Here is a 15,529-nt window from a genome sequence, read left to right on the forward strand (position 1 = left end):
CTCGTCGGCGGCGTCGGTCAGTCCCCCGGCGTTCCGGCGGTCGGCGTTCCGGTCCCGTCGTCGACCGTCGGCGGGAGTGTCTCGCGCTGTGCTCGCCGGCGCGACTCGGGGAGCGTGACGTAGCCGCTCCCGGCGACGAAAGTTTCCTGGCCGAACGCCGAGAGGACCAGCCGGAGGACGGCGGCCTCTTTCTCCGAGGTGCCGTCCCAGGTGTAGGCGTGGAGGTCCCGCGAGAACGGGTAGTCCGTGGCGCCGTAGCCCGCGCCCTCGTCCTCGTAGCTGTAGGTCGTCCCGCGCCACGAGAGATCGACCGGTTCGACGCCGTCCACCCCGACGAAGGCGAGCCCGAGGTAGCCGATTGCGGCGGCCGACTCGGCGACCTCCTGTGCGAGCTGTTGGCTCTGTCCGAACGTGTCGTCGGGGGTCGTCGCCGCGTCGGGGCCGTCGAGGAGCGCGGCCTCGAACGCCGTCCGCGTCCCCGAGCCCGCGGGCCGGCCGTAGACCTCGATCTCGCGGTCCGGGCCACCGGCGGCCGACCAGTTCGTGATCTCGCCGGTGTAGATGGCCGCGAGGTCCTCGCCGGTGAGTTCGGTGACGCCCTCGTCGGCGAGGGCGGCGCTCACGACCACCGAGACGGCGTCGACGCCGACCACGTGGTCCGTGAACCGGTCGGCGGCGGCGCGGTCGGGGACCGTCTGCTCGGCGGTTGCGCTCGCGTTACCGATGTCGACCGCGCCCGACGCGAGCCGTTGCAGTCCCGTTCCGGAGTTGCTGAGTCCGACGACGAACGGGAAAGCTGGCTCGGACCGCTCGCCCGGCGGGAAGCCGTACTTCCCGGCCCAGTAGTCGGCGAGGTTGGCGTCAGTCTCGATGCCGAACTCGGCGTGGGGCCAGTACTCGGCGTCGTCGGCCGGCGGGTTAGCGTTCCAGTAGGCGGCCGCCTGGTTCAACACCGGATAGACGGTCGATGACCCGTCGGCTTCGAGGGGTTCGAGGTCCGGCCGCGGGGTCGTTTCGGTCTCGGTCCGTGGGTCGTCGGTTTCAGTGGCCGTCGTCTCGGTCGGCCGTTCCGCGGCGACGGTCGGCGTCGCCGTAGTTCGCGCGTCGGTTTCGACGACGTCCGGGTCGTCGGGCGTCGACGTGTCGTCGTCGCCGAGGGTGTTACAGCCGGCGAGGCCGGTCAGGGCGGCGGTGAGGCCGGCCGCGCGGAGGACGGCGCGGCGTCGGGTGGAGGGGTCTGCCATCGACGGCGGGGTTCGGCACCCCGTTTCTTGGGCCTTTTCCATCCGAGTCGAAGCGGGTGAGGGAACGGAGAACAGCAACTTTATCACCCGCAGGCGGCGAAAGGATGGTAAGATTACTCTCGAAATGACAGACGAACACCGACAACCGGAGGTGAACATCGGCCTCGTGGGTCACGTCGACCACGGAAAGACGACGCTGGTGCAGGCACTCAGCGGCGAGTGGACCGACCAGCATTCCGAGGAGATGAAACGCGGTATCTCCATCCGACTGGGCTACGCCGATGCGACCTTCCGCCACTGTCCCGACCTGGAGGAGCCGGAACGCTACACCGTCGACGAGGAGTGTGCCGACGGATCACCGAGCGAGCCGCTCCGAACAGTCTCGTTCGTGGACGCGCCGGGCCACGAGACGCTGATGGCGACGATGCTCTCCGGGGCCGCGATCATGGACGGCGCCGTGCTCGTGGTGTCTGCCAGCGAGCCCGTCCCGCAGGCCCAGACCGAAGAGCACCTGATGGCGCTCGACATCATCGGCATCGACAACATCGTCATCGCCCAGAACAAGGTCGACCTCGTCGACCGCGAGCGCGCCGAGGAGAACTACGAGCAGATCCAGGAGTTCGTCGAGGGGACCGTCGCCGAGGGCGCGCCGGTCGTCCCCATCAGCGCCCAGCAGGGCGTCAACATGGACCTGCTCATCCAGGCCATCGAGGAGGAGATCCCGACACCTGACCGCGACCCCGACGAGGACGCACGGATGCTCGTCGCCCGGAGCTTCGACATCAACCGCCCGGGGACGACCTGGGAGTCGCTGATGGGTGGCGTCATCGGCGGCAGTCTCGTCCAGGGCCGCCTCCACGAGGACGAGGACCTGCAGTTGCGCCCCGGCCGCGAGGTCGAGGAGGGCGGCAAAAGCGAGTGGCAGGCCGTCGAGACGAACGTCCGCTCGATCCAGGCCGGCGGCGAGGACGTCGAGGAAGCGACGCCGGGCGGCCTGCTCGGCGTCGGCACGGGACTGGACCCGGCGCTGACCAAGGGCGACTCGCTCGCGGGGCAGGTCGCCGGGCCGCCGGGGACGCTGCCGCCGGTGTTCGAGGAGTTCACGATGGACGTGGAGCTGCTGGAGCGGATCGTCGGCGAGTCCGACGAGATCGAGCCCATCTCGACGGGCGAACCGCTCATGCTGACGGTCGGGACGGCGACGACGGTCGGCTCGGTCACGAGCGCCCGCGAGGGCGAGTGTGAGGTCGCGCTGAAACGGCCGGTCTGTGCGGAGCCGGGCTCGAAGATCGCCATCAACCGCCGTGTCGGCGCGCGCTGGCGGCTCATCGGCGTCGGCACGCTGCGTGAATGAGAGTCTGCATGGACACGAGCGCACTGATGATGCCGGTGGAATGCGACGTGCGCGTGTTCGAGGAACTCGACCGCCTGCTCGGCGGGTACGAGCCAGTCGTCCCGCGGGCCGTACTGACGGAACTCGACGGCCTCGCCGACGGCGGTGGCGAGGAGGCGACGGCCGCGAGCGTCGGGCGGGACCTGGCCCAGCGATGTGCCGTACTGGACCACGAGGAATCGTACGCCGACGACGCGCTCGTCGAGGTGGCCCACGAGGGCCGCTGTGAGTACGTCGTCACCAACGACCAGCCCCTGCAGGAACGCTGCCTCGGCGAGGGCGTTCCAGTAATTGGTTTAAGGGGCCGGAACAAACTCGCCATCACTCAACCATAATATGTACAAACGGGTCAGACTTCGCGATACGGTCGAGGTGCCGCCACGGCACCTCGCGGACGTTTCGCCGGATCTCGTCAAGAAGCTCTTACAGGACAAACTCGAAGGCCGGATGGACGAGGACGTGGGCAGCGTCGTCTCTGTCATCGATGTCCACGACATCGGCGACGGGGCAGTCGTGCCCAACAAGCCCGGTGTCTACTACGAGGCAGAGTTCGACGCGCTCACCTTCGATCCCCAGATGCAGGAGGTCGTCGACGGCGAGGTCGTCGAGGTGGTCAACTTCGGTGCCTTCGTGGGTATCGGGCCGGTCGACGGCTTGCTCCACGTCTCCCAGATCTCCGACGAGTACCTCGCCTACGACGAGGAAGGGCAGATGCTCGCGTCCCGGGACTCCAACCGGACGCTCGGGGTCGGCGACGCGGTCCGGGCGCGCATCGTCACGAAGAGCATCGACGAGCGCAACCCGCGGGACTCGAAGATCGGCCTCACCGCGAAGCAGGTCGGCCTCGGGAAACACGGCTGGCTCGAAGAGGACCGACAGAAGCGGGAAGCCGCGACGGGTGAGTGACGATGGCTGATCGACTCGTCTGTCGCGAGTGCCACCGCGTCCAGGACGCCGGTGAAGAGGAGGCCTGCGTCTCCTGTGGCTCGACCTCGCTGACCGAGGACTGGGCCGGCTACGTCGTCATCACCCACCCCGAGGACAGCGAGATCGCCGCCGAGATGCAGGTGGACGAGCCCGGGCAGTACGCGCTGAAGGTGCGGTGAACCCGTGACCGGGGAGGATACGGACGACGCCGCGAGCGCGTCCGAGGTCGTCGTGGAACTCCAGCAGTCGCTCCGCCCGGAACTGAAAGAACCGATGGGGCCGATCTACACCGACGCCGAGGCGTTGCTCGCCGACGCCGGCACCCCCATCGTCGCGGTCGGCGACATCGTCACCTACCACCTGACGACGGCCGACCACACGCCCGCGGTCGCGCTGGTCGACGGCCGGACCAAGCGCGCGGCCGTCGAGGACCACATCGAGGACGCCATCGATGGCGACCGGTTCGACAACGAAATCGAGGTCGCGAACCCGCCGGCGACGCTCTCGGCCGCGCTCCTCTCGGGGCTCCACGAGGGGCTTTCCAACGCCGCCGCGGGCGAGACGACGGTCGTCGTCGTCGACGGCGAGGAGGACCTGGCGGCCCTGCCGGCCATCGCGACCGCGCCCGAGGGCGGAAGCGTCGTCTACGGCCAGCCGGACGAGGGAATGGTCCTGGTCGACGCCGGCGGCGAGGCCCGCGCGACGGTCACGGACCTGCTGGAGCGGATGGACGGTGACACCGAGCGGCTGTGGACCCTGCTCGGCCGGTAGCGCCGGGGTCCGCTCTTCGAAATCCTTTTACTCGTTTCGCGGGGAGGTAGACCCAACGAACTATGGACGTCGACATTATCAACGAGGACGAGAACCCGATGTTGCACCGGACCGACGTGCGGTTCCAGGTGATCCACGAGGACGCCACCCCCTCCCGCCTCTCCGTGCGCGACAGCCTCGCGGCGAAACTGAACAAGGACGCCGAGGAGGTCGTCATCCGCAAGCTCGACACGAAATACGGGATGCGGAAGACGGTCGGCAGCGCGAAGGTCTACGAGACCCCCGCGGACGCGATGGACGTCGAGCAGGACCACATGCTCGAACGGAACAAGATCACGGCCGACGGCGACGAGGCCGAGGAAGAGGCCGAGGAGGCATAGATGGCCCGCCACGAGTACTACGACGACGACGGCACGCCCGCCAAAGAGCAGTGCCCGCGCTGTGGCGACACCTTCCTCGCCGACCACGACGACCGCCAGCACTGCGGTCGCTGTGACTACACCGAGTGGAAATAGTAACCCACTTTTTACAAACGGGGGTGTCCTCGCGCCGAAGGCGCTGCGGGCACCCCCGTTTCCAAAAACTTGGGGAAAAACTGCCGCGAGTCGCGGCCTTCGGCCGCGCTCGCGGTGTCCACACGAGTGACCGCAGGGAACGAGTGTGGGCTCGGAAGTGGAAGCCCGCGAGCGACCGCAGGAAGCGAGCAGGACCGACTTCCGGTGAACCGCGCGCCGATGGCGCGCGGATGCTGACGGCACGGCCAGCCGGTCGGCACTCCACCGCAGACCGAAGTCCTCATTCCGCTCGCCGACCGACCGCAGGGTAACACATGGCGGCCGACGACGTCCGGATTCTCGGCATCGAGGGCACCGCCTGGGCCGCCAGCGCCGCCGTCCACGACACCGCGACCGGCGAGACGGTCATCGAGACCGAGGCCTACCAACCCGAGAGCGGCGGCATCCACCCTCGCGAGGCCGCCGAACACATGGGCGAACAGGTTCCCGAAGTCGTCGAGCGGGCGCTCGCCATCGCCCGGGAGATGCACGACGGGGATGGCCCCCCCGTCGACGCCGTCGCGTTCTCCCGCGGGCCGGGACTCGGCCCCTGTCTGCGGATCGTCGGCACGGCCGCGCGTGCGCTCTCGCAGCGACTCGACGTGCCGCTGGTCGGCGTCAACCACATGGTCGCCCACCTGGAGATCGGGCGCCACGAGTCCGGGTTCGACTCGCCGGTCTGTCTGAACGCCAGCGGCGCGAACGCCCACGTGCTCGGCTACCGGAACGGCCGCTACCGCGTGCTGGGGGAGACGATGGACACCGGCGTCGGCAACGCCATCGACAAATTCACACGCCATCTGGGCTGGTCACACCCCGGCGGCCCGAAGGTCGAGGAGGCGGCGAGAGACGGCGAGTACGTCGACCTCCCCTACGTCGTCAAGGGGATGGACTTCTCGTTTTCCGGCATCATGAGCGCGGCGAAGCAGGCGGTGGACCAGGGGGAGACGGTCGAGGACGTCTGCTTCGGCCTCCAGGAAACCGTCTTCGCGATGCTGACGGAGGTCTCCGAGCGGGCGCTGTCGCTGACCGGCAGCGACGAACTCGTACTCGGTGGCGGCGTCGGGCAGAACCGCCGCCTCCAGGCGATGCTCGGCGAGATGTGCGACCAGCGCGGGGCGGACTTCTACGCCCCCGACGACCGCTTCCTGCGTGACAACGCCGGCATGATCGCGGTGCTGGGCGCGAAGATGCTGGCGGCCGGCGACACCATCCCGGTCGCGGACTCGGCCATCGACCCGGACTTCCGCCCCGACGAGGTGCCGGTGACGTGGCGCTCGGGCGAGGCCGTGGGAAAGCGGCGGCGGGACGACCGGGAAGTGCAGGGGGCGGAGGCGACGGTCACCATCGCGGACGACCGGGTGGTCAAGCGCCGGCTGCCCCGGAGCTACCGCCATCCGCGACTGGACGAGCGACTGCGCCGCGAGCGGACCCGCGAGGAAGCGCGGCTGACGAGCGAGGCGCGCCGCCACGGTGTGCCCACGCCGGTCCTGTACGACGCGGACGTGCGGGAGACGACGCTGGTCTTCGAGCACGTGGGGGACCGGGACCTCCGGGACGCCCTGACGGAGTCGCGGGTCCGGGACGTGGGCCGCCATCTCGCGACGATCCACGCGGCGGGGTTCGTCCACGGCGACCCGACGACGCGGAACGTGCGCGTGGGCGGCGGTGACAGCGGAGCGACCGGCGGCGCGGGGAGCGACGACGCGGACGGCGGCGGTCGGACCTACCTCATCGACTTCGGGCTGGGCTACTACACCGACGACGTGGAGGACTACGCGATGGACCTGCACGTCCTCGCCCAGTCGCTGGCGGGGACGGCCGACGACCCCGAGGCGCTCCTCGACGCCGCCGAGACAGCCTACCGGTCGGTCGGCGACGGCGCGGTCGTCGACCACCTGCGCGAGATCGAGGGGCGCGGGCGCTACCAGTGACGGGGGGAGCGCGGGCACTGTCGGACCGACTGCCGATCTCCACCCCACGGTGGCGGAAGGGCATCGAGGCGGTAGCCGTATCGGAAAACCTCTTACCGGAGCCGCTCGTATCGGGTCGTATGGCTGACAAACCGCAGTCAGGCGAGATCTTCGGGGTGCCGTACAACTTCGAGCGGCCGTCGATCAAGCGGCTGCTGTCGTCGTACTGGCGCCCGGGCGAGGGGATGCTCGTCGAGAAGCCCTTCGGCATCGGCTACACCCTGAACCTGGCGAACTGGCGCTCCTGGCTCGTCCTCATCGTCGCCGGCGGGCTCTACTACCAGCAGCGCAACAGCGAGGACGGCGAGCGCACGGACTCGGACGACGAACCCGTCGAAGTCATCGTCGACTGAACACCGACGGCCCTTTCTCCGGCCCGCCACACCGCCAGTGTATGCTCCGTTTCGTCACCACCAACGCGGGGAAGGTGCGGGAGGCCCGCGAGTACCTCGACGAGGAGGTCACGCGACTGGACTTCGACTACCGGGAGGTCCAGGCCGACGACCTCGCGACCGTCGCCGCCGACGGCGCGCGCAAGGCCTACGAGCACGCGGGCGAACCCGTGTTCGTCGACGACGCCGGTCTCTTCGTCGACGCCTTCGACGGCTTCCCCGGGCCGTACTCGTCGTACGTCGAGGACACCGTCGGCGTCGAGCGACTGTGGCGCCTGACCGAACCCGAGGACGACCACGGGGCGGCCTTCCGCGGCGTCGTCGCCTACTGCGACGGCGAGGAGTTCGCGGCGTCGCCCGAACCGGTCGACCGCGACCGCCGCGGCCAGGACCAGGACGCCGACACGCGGGCGACCGCCACCACGGACGACCAGGTCGCCGACGGCGACCACCCCGTGAAGATATTCGAGGGGTACGTTCCCGGCACCATCGTCCCGCCGCGGGGCGAGGGGGGGTTCGGCTACGACCCCATCTTCGAGTACGACGGCCGGACCTTCGCGGAGATGAGCCCCGAAGAGAAAAACGCCGTCTCCCACCGGGGGAAGGCCCTGGCCGAGTTCGCGGAGTGGTACGAGAACGCCGACCGGTGAGGACCGGGACGACGGGGCGCACCGCGAGTACTCGACCCTCGTTCTCTCACGCCCGCGGGTCCCGGTCCGGGCCGGGATACTCGCCGCCGACGGCCACCTCGTAGATCGATTCGGGGTCGAAGAGGCGGACGAACGCCTCGGGCGTGCGGACGCTCACGTCGACGTACTTCCGGAGCGTCGCGCCCGTCTTCGCGCTTCCCAGCCCCTCGTCGTACGAGAGCAGTTGCGTCGCCTCACCGTTGTGCGCGGCAGAGAGCGCCGGGTGGTCACCGGCGGGCTGGTCGACGACATCGGCGAGGGTCGCGGCCTTCTCCCGCCACGCGTCGGCCAGCGCGGGGTCCGCGCAGTCGGCGACGACGGCCGCGGCGTCGTCGAGGAGCGGGTCGGTCGCGACGAGCGTGAGCCAGGAGTGGGCGCGGGCGAGGTCGACGGCCTCGCGGGCGGCACCGACGAGGAGGAGGTCGGCGGCGAGTACGTCCGCGTCGGCGACGAAGCGCGTGGGTGCGTCGGACACGGCTCAGTCGCCGTCCTCGCGGCGGGCCGCCAGTGCCTCGCGGATCGCCTCGCGGCTCGTGTCGTACTCGCTCGCGCGCTCGAACAGGTCGGCCCAGGTCACGTCAGTCGCCACGCGCCCCGGCGAGGAAAACCCAGCGGTCGGCCAGCCAGCCCTCCGCGAGCCAGTAGGCCAGGCCGGCGACGAAGGCGACGCCGACGTTCGTCAGCAGGGCGAGCAGGCCGATGGCACCGACGACGAACGGACGGTCGGTCTCGAAGGCCACGCGGGTCAGCTGGAGGGCGACGACGCCGAGCAGGACGCCGAGGACGGCCATGGGAAAGCCCATCCAGACGCCGGCGACGAGGGCCGCGCCGAGATACAGCAGGCCGAGGATGACGTTCGCGCCGCCGGTCCGCGCGCCGAAGGCGTACTTCCCGGCGAGGCCGCCGCTGCCGTGACACATCGGCAGGCCGCCCAGCGGGACCGCGAGGAGGTTCATCGAGCCCATGCTCGTCGCCAGTTCGTCGGGCGAGACCTCGGCGTCGAAGAGGTCGTCCAGCAGCAGCGAGGTGGCGACGGCCGCGTTACCGACGGTCATCGCGAGCTGTGCGACCGTCCCCTCGAGGGCACCGACAGTCAGTGCGGGCACCCCGACCGGAAACACGCCGACGGCGGGGACGGTCGCGGCCGGGAGGCCGCCGGCGTAGAGCGTCCACCCGGTTCCGGCCCCGAGAACGGCCAGCGCGGCGGCCCGGCGGTAGCCGGCGGCGACGACGGCGACGGCGACGACGGCCCCGAGTCCCGCCATCCGGAGGTCGGCGGCGGCGAGGTCGAGTCCCGCGCTCGCCAGCAGGAGTGCAACGGCGAACTGGACGCCGCGGACGACCGGCCGGCCGACGTACCGCTGGAGGTGGCCGAGGGTGCCCGTCGCGCCGACCGCGAGCAGGACGACGCCGGCGAGCAGCCCCGCCGCCAGGAACTCGCCGTAGGCCAGCGTCCCGGCGATGGCGAGCCCCGCCAGCGCCTTCATCGGCTCGACCGACACCGGCAGGCCGTACCGGAGCCCCCAGACGATCTGGAAGACGCCGAAGAGAGCGAGCACGAGCGCTAGCGGGGCCGGCGTGAGTGCCCCGAGCGCGACCGCTATCGGGAGGACCGTAACCGAATCCCCCAGCGCGCCGGTGAGCTCGCTCGCCGTGAATTCGAACCGTGAGGTGAGCCACGTATCGACCGAAACTGCCACGAGACGGACTAACGGACGCGATCCACATGACGCTTGTCCGAAACCCATCCAGGTCTCGCGACACGGGTTCGTTAACCAAAATAGATTATTCCACTGGAACCGGGCGACCGGCGGCGTGTCGCTCGGTTGTGTGTCGCTGGGCGGTAGTCGTCCCTTTGTCGTGCGAACGTCTGACGTGAATTTAAGTGCTATCCGGGGCCAGGGAGTGTACGGGCGTGCCCCGGACGGCCTCAGTCTCCCATCCTCACCGGCGCGCCCGGTTTCGACGACCCCCACCCCACCCCACTCGGACTGTTCGCGCCGGGGCGCGGTTCACGCCGCCGCCTCGTCGCGTAACTGTTTTCGCGCCGCCGACACCGACTCGGGATCCGCGATGATCGCCACGCTGTCGCCCCCCTCGATCTCGGTCTGTGGCAGCGGAATCGTCATCGGTTCGTTGGCCCGGCCGTGGGCGTAGATTCGCGCGTCGCCCGGCAGCTCCACCTCGATGACGCGCATCCCGACAGCCGGCGACCCGTCGGGGATCTCGATGCTCGCCGCCGAGAGCTGTTCCGTGATGTCCGCGAGGACGTTGAAGTTCCCGCCCAGCAGTGCGGTCTTGGCACCGGCCGCCCCCAGGCGCTCGGGGTAGACGATCTCGTCGACGTCCTCGGCGTACTTCTCGTAGATCTCCTCGCGGTAGTCCTCGTCGATCCGGAGGACGGTCCGGCAGCCGTGGTGTTTGGCGACCATGCACGCGCTGAAATTCGTGTTGAGGTCGCCGGTGAGCGCGGCGACGGCGTCGGCGTCGGCGACGCCGGCCGCTTCGAGCGTGTCCTCTTCGGCCCCATCGCCCTCGACGACGGTGAACCCCTCCGCCTCCGCGCGTTCGATCTTCTGTGACGCGTTCTCGACGATAGTCACGTCGTGTCCCTCCGGCTGGAGCGTTCGCGCGGTTCGCATCCCGACTCGACCGATTCCCACGATGATGAACTTCATGCGTGTGTGGTATGTCACCACCCCTAAAAACGCTATCCCCCGGACGGGATCAGGGCAGGTCGGTCGGACCCGGAGGCTTATGGGTACTGGTCACTTTACTCACGATAGCATGGCACGGGATGCCGTCCGCGATGCGTTGTTGGATCACTCCGACAGCCGGCCGTGTCGACTGGTCTGGGAGACGCTCGACGGGTCGACCGACCCCGGCGACATCGACCTCGCCGACTACGTCGAGGCAGTACGGGTCACCGACGGCGACGTCTGTCTCGTCGCGAGCGAGGACACTGCCGACCTCTACCTGCGCTGGCAGGCCAGCGCCGGCGCGTTCGTCTATGCCGCGTTCTGGCCGCCCTGGGGCGTCGTCGACGCCGGGACCGCCGACCGCACGAGGGCGGTGTCGATGCTCGCCGACCGCGAGGATCCCCGGCCGGTCGGTTTCGACGAGACGCCGTTCGCAAACGGCGGACCCGCGGCTGACCTCTCCGAGTGGCTCTGAAAAAACGGTGACCGCGTCGCGTCGTCAGTTCCCGACTTCCATCGCGCGCTCGACGACGTCCTCGCTGTACAGCTCCGCGAGGTCCTCGTGCTGGTCCGGCCGGTTCTCGTAGACGTCCTGGAACAGCTTGACCGGCGTCATCAGGGCCTGGTAGGTCGCCTCGTCCCACATACGGTCGGAGCTGACGTCGACCTGGACACCGTCGATATCGATGGTGGCCGCGCGGGTCATCGCGATGGCACCCTGCCCGGCCTCCTTGGCTGCCTCGAACTCCTCCATGGAGTCGACGATGTCGTCCATGCTCGGGACGTAGTCGACGAGGTCGAGCAGTTCGGCGGCGAGGTCCTCCTCGGACTCGACGAAGATTTCGTCGCTCCCGACTTCCAGCTCGTAGCCGCCGTCCTCCGCTTCGAGCTCGATCCGGTCGCCGCTGTAGACCTCGACGCCGTCCTGGCTGTCGAGTTCGACCTCGCGGCCGTCGGCGTCGATGAGCCAGTAGCCCTCTTCCGGCGGGAGCGGGCTCTTGTTGGCCTCGACGACCTGGCCCGGCGTCAGCGACCAGATACCGAGCATGCCCATCGCGTTGTTGGCCGTGATGCGCTCGTGGTAGCCCTCCACGTCGCGGATGTCGTCGTACGGGCCGTCGACGGCGATGAGTCCGGCCGCGCTCGCGCCGCGGGAGGTGTTGTGGCGCAGTTCCTTCCACTCGGGGAGGCCACCCGTCGGCGTGATGGCCCGCATGTCCTTCGTGTAGTCGACCTCGCCGTCGACCAGCAGGAACATGCGTTCGAGGTTGTTGGTCGGCTTGCCCATCTCCTCGCGGAGCTTGCCCATCGCGAGTTCGGCCGAGCCGCTCTCGATGATCACGGACATCGCGAGCGAGCCCTCCTCGAGGCCGTGCTCGTTCTCGACGATGGTGAAGAATTCGTCGGCCTTCTTCCAGTCGTCGATGTCACCGACCTCGGGGATGACGAAGCCGTCGATGTTCTCGACGGCGCCGTTCTCGGGGTCGGCGATCTCGAGCATGTGCTGGAAGCCCTTGTAGCGCGTCTCGGGGCTGTCGCGGTGCCAGACGACGCGGGGGTGAATCTCGCCGGGGAAGTCGTCCCCGTCCTCGGCGACGACCTCGGCGATGTTCTCGGCACCCTCGTCGCGCATGTTCGGCGCGGTGGCGTCCTCGTTGTCCGGGACCCACACGTCGGGGGCCTGCATTCCGCGCAGGCCGATCGCGCTTCGAAGCTTCTTCGCAGAGTCGTCGACTCCCTTCTCCGCCGTCGGTGTCGTAAAGAACGTCCGCACGAACTTCCGGTCGTGCAGGCGCGTATCGATTTCAGTCATCTGAGTCACTCGGACGGTCGCATCCACGATTATTAAACCTGACCGAATCGTTCCGCGCGCCCGTCAGCCCTGCCCTGCGATCAGTCGTTCTCCTCGGCCACGAGCAGGGTGTGGGAGACGAGGTTGACGATGGCCCGGCGGAGCCGCTCGGTGACGGCCTGGTCGGAGATGCCCAGTTCCTCGGCCAGTTCGACCGTCGTGCAGGTCCGTGGGATGTCGTAGTACCCGGACTCGGTCGCGAGAACGAGCGCCTCCCGCTGTGTCGGCGTCAGCCCGTACCACGGCCCGGCGTCCGGCTTCGTGGGGTTGTAGACCCGAATCACCTCGAAGGGGATGTTCGCGTCGTCGAGCGCGGTTTTGAACGCCGAGAGCGACTCGTGGTCGGGAAAGCGGACCTCGAACAGCCACTGGTCGGCGTGGCCCGTCGCGTCCATGATCGACCCCTTCGCGTCGATGACCGCGCTGAACAGGTGGTCCAGTTCCGTCTGTCAATCGATGGCGTAGAGCGCCCGGTCCTCGAACAGGTCGACTCGCGTGATGTCGTGGACTCCCGGATGGTCCCGGATGCTCTCCTCGAAGGCCTCGGCATTGGCGTCGTAGACCCAGAACAGTGGCACCGCCCTGTCGCCGGCCGGGACCATCGTCTCCATCTCGACGCGCGTGCTGGGAGGGATTTCGACAATACGACCTAACTCGAACGCGCTCGCGGTGACTTGCAGTTCCACGATGACACTCATATCCGGTGTTGTGGCCCCGTTCTCGGCCCGGGGGCTAATGTGGCCGCCTTGGTGTACGAGGCTACGGTATCAAGCCGGAAAACGATGGGGCGATCTGTCCGTTTCCGGACCGTTCACGTGTCGCGCTGACCGTCGAGCATGGCATACCATGCTTATCGTCGTTCATTTATGTAGAGGCCCCCTTTGTGATGTACGGTACTCGTTACATGTCTCTCGGGACGGAGCCAGCGGCGTCGCGTGATTCGATGCCGGCCGTAGAAACACGATGACAGACGATCAATTCGACGTAGACGACGCTGCGGTGTTCGAGGAGCGGCTCACGGAACTGATCCGGTCGGCACACCGGAACGGCGTTTCCGTCGACGGCGGTTGGGAGGTCGACGGCGCGGACGATCATCCGGACTGGGACGTGGTCGTGACGAGCGTCCAGCGCGCGGGCGACGACTGACGCGACGCCCCTTCGATCGAGAGCTGTCGCTCCCGGATAGCGCGCGAAAAAAGGAGTAATTACGCGGAAGTCCGCCGCGAAGGCGACTCGATCAGTCGTCGTCCTGGTCGGACTTGATGACGGCTTCTTCCTCGTCGTCGCTGAAGCCGGCGGACTCCTCCTGGCGCTCCTTGGCCTCGGGGTCGAACTTGGCCTCGATGTTCTGGAAGCGCGGGACGAAGGAAAGCTCGTGGTGGCTCTCGGTCTCGTGGCCGAGGTAGCGGTCCTCGAGGTCCCACTGCGCTTCTTCGTCGTTCTCGGCGATGTTCTTCATGTCCTCGTAGACCGCGTGTGCGCCCGAGTGCAGGGCGTACAGCGTGATGAACTGGTACTTGTAGCCGAGGTCGCCCAGTTCCTGGAACGTGAGCGGGTCCTCCTCCTCGCTCCAGGCGAAGGAGCTGGAGTAGTTGAAGGCCAGCTTCAGGTCGGGGTGGGTCTCGTGGATGGTCTCGGCGTAGTTGACCGCGTCCTCGCGGGACGGGTCGGGCATCTCGGGCCAGACCAGGTCGACGCCGGCGTCGGCGTACATCCGACCGCGCTCGAGGTGTTCCTCCCAGTCGCCGTTGGCGGAGCCGTAGGCGTCCGTCCGGGCGATGATGACGGTGTCCTCGGACTGCTTCGCGTCGACGGCGGCCTCGAAGCGGGCCTTGGCGTCCTCGCGGGAGACGATCTGCTTGCCGGCGATGTGCCCGCAGCGCTTGGGCGTCGTCTGGTCCTCGATGTGGACCGCAGCGACGCCGACCTTCTCGTACTCTCGCACCGCACGGCGGACGTTGTGGATGCCACCGTAGCCGGTGTCACAGTCCGCGATGACCGGCAGCTCGGTCGCCTCGACGATGCGCTTCGCGTTCTCGACCATCTCGCGCATGTCGACCATCTCGAGGTCCGGGAAGCCGAACTGACCGAGGACCGTCGAGTAGCCCGACATGTACGCGGCGTCCAGGTCGGCCATCTCGGCCAGGCGGGCGTCCAGCGCGTGATAGAGACCGGGCGCGAAGACGTAGTCCTGGTTGTTCAGCATGTCCCGCAGCTCGCGCGCCGACTCGTTGTCGACATCGCGGAGGAACGGTTCTGTACTCCGAACACTGCTCGCAACGGGGTCATCCCCGTCTGAATCGTGTGCCATGGTTAATGCGTATAGACTCTACCGCAGGGTCGATTTATGTGTGTCGAATCGGTTCGACCGGAAGCGGCCCCCGCTGCACTGCCGACGGCGGACCGGACGTCCGCTACGCGGCGACGACGCACCGCGCGACCACGTGCCGTCGGGACGATACCCGACGTAATCGTTCGACGACCCACTCGTCCTGTCGCGCCGCGGGTGGTAGCCAGTGCCATTCGTTTCCGCCGCCCGTGGCAGGGCGCTTCCGCTGTGCACCTCACCACACCATACGTCAACAGAAAAATGTTATGTTCTATAATGTTAATACTCATTAATTCGCTCCGTCACCCTAACCCTGGTTAACGAATATAAGGGATTGAGGTTCTCTAGCATGGAAATTAGTCGGTGACGGCGTCGGTCCGAAACACGGCCGCGACGGGGGCGAACCTATCGGTTATCGGTGTCGTGTGGCGCGAAAAGGTGGGGGGATCGGTGGGGGTGGGGGGAAAGGGGGTGGCACCTTGTCGGTGCCTACTCCAGGCTAACGCCGGAGAGAATAAGAATCTTTCGAGACGTTATCGCTGATTGAAACAGGTGGGAGGGCGACCGACTGTTCGCGGGTCGGTGCCGTGAGAAGAGCCTAGGCCGGAATTTGAATCCGGGGTCTCGTCCTTACCAAGGACGCGCTTTACCGCTAAGCTACCCAGGCGCACCTGATGGTTGCAGGAGACTGTCTTTAGGCGTTTCG

Annotated in this window: 20 protein-coding genes and 1 tRNA gene; 12 read left to right on the plus strand and 9 right to left on the minus strand. The window is 68.1% G+C overall.

The window, feature by feature from the left end; translation table 11 throughout:
• Positions 1-17: 17 nt before the first annotated feature.
• Complete coding sequence (locus tag MUG96_RS16655) at positions 18-1,244, minus strand: PstS family phosphate ABC transporter substrate-binding protein (RefSeq protein WP_246984538.1); 1,227 nt, start codon at positions 1,242-1,244, stop codon at positions 18-20.
• Between the two features lie 124 nt (positions 1,245-1,368).
• On the opposite strand from MUG96_RS16655, the gene MUG96_RS16660 reads away from it, so the two are divergent.
• The 10 genes from MUG96_RS16660 to MUG96_RS16705 all read left to right on the plus strand — a co-directional run bounded on the left by MUG96_RS16660 (position 1,369) and on the right by MUG96_RS16705 (position 7,904).
• Positions 1,369-2,598, plus strand: coding sequence for a translation initiation factor IF-2 subunit gamma (locus MUG96_RS16660; protein WP_246984540.1), 1,230 nt, complete (start codon positions 1,369-1,371; stop codon positions 2,596-2,598).
• Positions 2,595-2,972: a type II toxin-antitoxin system VapC family toxin gene (locus MUG96_RS16665; RefSeq protein ID WP_246984542.1), complete on the plus strand. Its 378-nt coding sequence runs from the start codon at positions 2,595-2,597 to the stop codon at positions 2,970-2,972. Before MUG96_RS16660 ends, MUG96_RS16665 begins: the two co-directional genes overlap by 4 nt.
• Before the next feature lies 1 nt (position 2,973).
• On the plus strand, positions 2,974-3,543 hold the full coding sequence (locus tag MUG96_RS16670; RefSeq protein ID WP_246984543.1) for a DNA-directed RNA polymerase: 570 nt from the start codon (positions 2,974-2,976) through the stop codon (positions 3,541-3,543).
• Between the two features lie 2 nt (positions 3,544-3,545).
• Entirely contained in the window at positions 3,546-3,743 is a 198-nt protein-coding gene (gene spt4, locus MUG96_RS16675) for a transcription elongation factor subunit Spt4 (RefSeq protein ID WP_246984545.1), read from the plus strand.
• Positions 3,744-3,837: 94 nt separating this feature from the next.
• The gene (locus MUG96_RS16680; RefSeq protein ID WP_246988700.1) at positions 3,838-4,335 is read left to right on the plus strand and encodes a GTP-dependent dephospho-CoA kinase family protein; all 498 of its coding nucleotides are present in this window, start codon (positions 3,838-3,840) and stop codon (positions 4,333-4,335) included.
• Positions 4,336-4,397: 62 nt separating this feature from the next.
• Entirely contained in the window at positions 4,398-4,715 is a 318-nt protein-coding gene (locus tag MUG96_RS16685; RefSeq protein WP_246984548.1) for a 30S ribosomal protein S24e, read from the plus strand.
• A complete protein-coding gene (locus MUG96_RS16690) occupies positions 4,716-4,850 on the plus strand; it encodes a 30S ribosomal protein S27ae (protein ID WP_246984550.1) in 135 nt (44 codons plus the stop codon).
• Positions 4,851-5,164: 314 nt separating this feature from the next.
• Positions 5,165-6,823, plus strand: a complete 1,659-nt coding sequence (locus MUG96_RS16695; protein WP_246984552.1) for a bifunctional N(6)-L-threonylcarbamoyladenine synthase/serine/threonine protein kinase — start codon at positions 5,165-5,167, stop codon at positions 6,821-6,823.
• A gap of 119 nt (positions 6,824-6,942) precedes the next feature.
• Complete coding sequence (locus tag MUG96_RS16700; RefSeq protein ID WP_246984554.1) at positions 6,943-7,215, plus strand: DUF5808 domain-containing protein; 273 nt, start codon at positions 6,943-6,945, stop codon at positions 7,213-7,215.
• Positions 7,216-7,256: 41 nt separating this feature from the next.
• Positions 7,257-7,904 (plus strand): non-canonical purine NTP pyrophosphatase, encoded by a 648-nt coding sequence (locus tag MUG96_RS16705; protein ID WP_246984556.1) that lies wholly within the window; start codon positions 7,257-7,259, stop codon positions 7,902-7,904.
• Between the two features lie 46 nt (positions 7,905-7,950).
• Here MUG96_RS16705 and MUG96_RS16710 read toward each other — a convergent pair whose 3' ends face one another.
• The 3 genes from MUG96_RS16710 to MUG96_RS16720 all read right to left on the minus strand — a co-directional run bounded on the left by MUG96_RS16710 (position 7,951) and on the right by MUG96_RS16720 (position 10,621).
• Positions 7,951-8,418, minus strand: a complete 468-nt coding sequence (locus MUG96_RS16710; protein ID WP_246984558.1) for a DUF7384 family protein — start codon at positions 8,416-8,418, stop codon at positions 7,951-7,953.
• Positions 8,419-8,521: 103 nt separating this feature from the next.
• Positions 8,522-9,643, minus strand: a complete 1,122-nt coding sequence (locus MUG96_RS16715) for a putative sulfate/molybdate transporter (protein ID WP_246984560.1) — start codon at positions 9,641-9,643, stop codon at positions 8,522-8,524.
• Positions 9,644-9,955: 312 nt separating this feature from the next.
• The gene (locus MUG96_RS16720; RefSeq protein ID WP_246984562.1) at positions 9,956-10,621 is read right to left on the minus strand and encodes a potassium channel family protein; all 666 of its coding nucleotides are present in this window, start codon (positions 10,619-10,621) and stop codon (positions 9,956-9,958) included.
• A gap of 109 nt (positions 10,622-10,730) precedes the next feature.
• Here MUG96_RS16720 and MUG96_RS16725 point away from each other — a divergent pair, with 109 nt between their 5' ends.
• A complete protein-coding gene (locus tag MUG96_RS16725; RefSeq protein WP_246984564.1) occupies positions 10,731-11,117 on the plus strand; it encodes a hypothetical protein in 387 nt (128 codons plus the stop codon).
• A 24-nt stretch (positions 11,118-11,141) separates the two neighbouring features.
• Here the strand turns inward: MUG96_RS16725 and aceB are convergent, their stop codons facing one another.
• From aceB to MUG96_RS16740, 3 genes are all read right to left on the minus strand, one after another.
• Complete coding sequence (aceB, locus tag MUG96_RS16730; protein WP_246984566.1) at positions 11,142-12,455, minus strand: malate synthase AceB; 1,314 nt, start codon at positions 12,453-12,455, stop codon at positions 11,142-11,144.
• Between the two features lie 80 nt (positions 12,456-12,535).
• Positions 12,536-12,889 (minus strand): helix-turn-helix domain-containing protein, encoded by a 354-nt coding sequence (locus tag MUG96_RS16735; RefSeq protein WP_246984568.1) that lies wholly within the window; start codon positions 12,887-12,889, stop codon positions 12,536-12,538.
• A gap of 54 nt (positions 12,890-12,943) precedes the next feature.
• Complete coding sequence (locus MUG96_RS16740) at positions 12,944-13,192, minus strand: bacterio-opsin activator domain-containing protein (protein WP_246984570.1); 249 nt, start codon at positions 13,190-13,192, stop codon at positions 12,944-12,946.
• 265 nt (positions 13,193-13,457) lie between these two features.
• On the opposite strand from MUG96_RS16740, the gene MUG96_RS16745 reads away from it, so the two are divergent.
• Positions 13,458-13,640 carry a hypothetical protein gene (locus tag MUG96_RS16745; protein WP_246984572.1) on the plus strand — a complete coding sequence of 61 codons (183 nt, stop codon included), beginning with the start codon at positions 13,458-13,460 and terminating at the stop codon, positions 13,638-13,640.
• Positions 13,641-13,731: 91 nt separating this feature from the next.
• Here MUG96_RS16745 and aceA read toward each other — a convergent pair whose 3' ends face one another.
• Both aceA and MUG96_RS16755 read right to left on the minus strand, forming a co-directional pair.
• Positions 13,732-14,805, minus strand: a complete 1,074-nt coding sequence (aceA, locus tag MUG96_RS16750; RefSeq protein ID WP_246984574.1) for an isocitrate lyase — start codon at positions 14,803-14,805, stop codon at positions 13,732-13,734.
• A 613-nt stretch (positions 14,806-15,418) separates the two neighbouring features.
• Positions 15,419-15,490, minus strand: a tRNA-Thr gene (locus MUG96_RS16755).
• Positions 15,491-15,529: the final 39 nt, after the last annotated feature.

Source organism: Halorientalis marina (genome assembly GCF_023028345.1).
In the GTDB taxonomy this organism is placed as follows: Archaea; Halobacteriota; Halobacteria; order Halobacteriales; family Haloarculaceae; genus Halorientalis; species Halorientalis marina.

What these genes read in the sequence shown, in the direction of transcription:
- MUG96_RS16655 (WP_246984538.1), bottom strand. Translation starts at nt 1,244, where the DNA reads ATGGCAGACCCCTCCACCCGACGCCGCGCCGTCCTCCGCGCGGCCGGC.
- MUG96_RS16660 (WP_246984540.1), top strand. Translation starts at nt 1,369, where the DNA reads ATGACAGACGAACACCGACAACCGGAGGTGAACATCGGCCTCGTGGGT.
- MUG96_RS16665 (WP_246984542.1), top strand. Translation starts at nt 2,595, where the DNA reads ATGAGAGTCTGCATGGACACGAGCGCACTGATGATGCCGGTGGAATGC.
- MUG96_RS16670 (WP_246984543.1), top strand. Translation starts at nt 2,974, where the DNA reads ATGTACAAACGGGTCAGACTTCGCGATACGGTCGAGGTGCCGCCACGG.
- spt4 (WP_246984545.1), top strand. Translation starts at nt 3,546, where the DNA reads ATGGCTGATCGACTCGTCTGTCGCGAGTGCCACCGCGTCCAGGACGCC.
- MUG96_RS16680 (WP_246988700.1), top strand. Translation starts at nt 3,838, where the DNA reads ATGGGGCCGATCTACACCGACGCCGAGGCGTTGCTCGCCGACGCCGGC.
- MUG96_RS16685 (WP_246984548.1), top strand. Translation starts at nt 4,398, where the DNA reads ATGGACGTCGACATTATCAACGAGGACGAGAACCCGATGTTGCACCGG.
- MUG96_RS16690 (WP_246984550.1), top strand. Translation starts at nt 4,716, where the DNA reads ATGGCCCGCCACGAGTACTACGACGACGACGGCACGCCCGCCAAAGAG.
- MUG96_RS16695 (WP_246984552.1), top strand. Translation starts at nt 5,165, where the DNA reads ATGGCGGCCGACGACGTCCGGATTCTCGGCATCGAGGGCACCGCCTGG.
- MUG96_RS16700 (WP_246984554.1), top strand. Translation starts at nt 6,943, where the DNA reads ATGGCTGACAAACCGCAGTCAGGCGAGATCTTCGGGGTGCCGTACAAC.
- MUG96_RS16705 (WP_246984556.1), top strand. Translation starts at nt 7,257, where the DNA reads ATGCTCCGTTTCGTCACCACCAACGCGGGGAAGGTGCGGGAGGCCCGC.
- MUG96_RS16720 (WP_246984562.1), bottom strand. Translation starts at nt 10,621, where the DNA reads ATGAAGTTCATCATCGTGGGAATCGGTCGAGTCGGGATGCGAACCGCG.
- MUG96_RS16725 (WP_246984564.1), top strand. Translation starts at nt 10,731, where the DNA reads ATGGCACGGGATGCCGTCCGCGATGCGTTGTTGGATCACTCCGACAGC.
- aceB (WP_246984566.1), bottom strand. Translation starts at nt 12,455, where the DNA reads ATGACTGAAATCGATACGCGCCTGCACGACCGGAAGTTCGTGCGGACG.
- MUG96_RS16735 (WP_246984568.1), bottom strand. Translation starts at nt 12,889, where the DNA reads ATGGACGCGACGGGCCACGCCGACCAGTGGCTGTTCGAGGTCCGCTTT.
- MUG96_RS16740 (WP_246984570.1), bottom strand. Translation starts at nt 13,192, where the DNA reads ATGAGTGTCATCGTGGAACTGCAAGTCACCGCGAGCGCGTTCGAGTTA.
- MUG96_RS16745 (WP_246984572.1), top strand. Translation starts at nt 13,458, where the DNA reads ATGACAGACGATCAATTCGACGTAGACGACGCTGCGGTGTTCGAGGAG.
- aceA (WP_246984574.1), bottom strand. Translation starts at nt 14,805, where the DNA reads ATGGCACACGATTCAGACGGGGATGACCCCGTTGCGAGCAGTGTTCGG.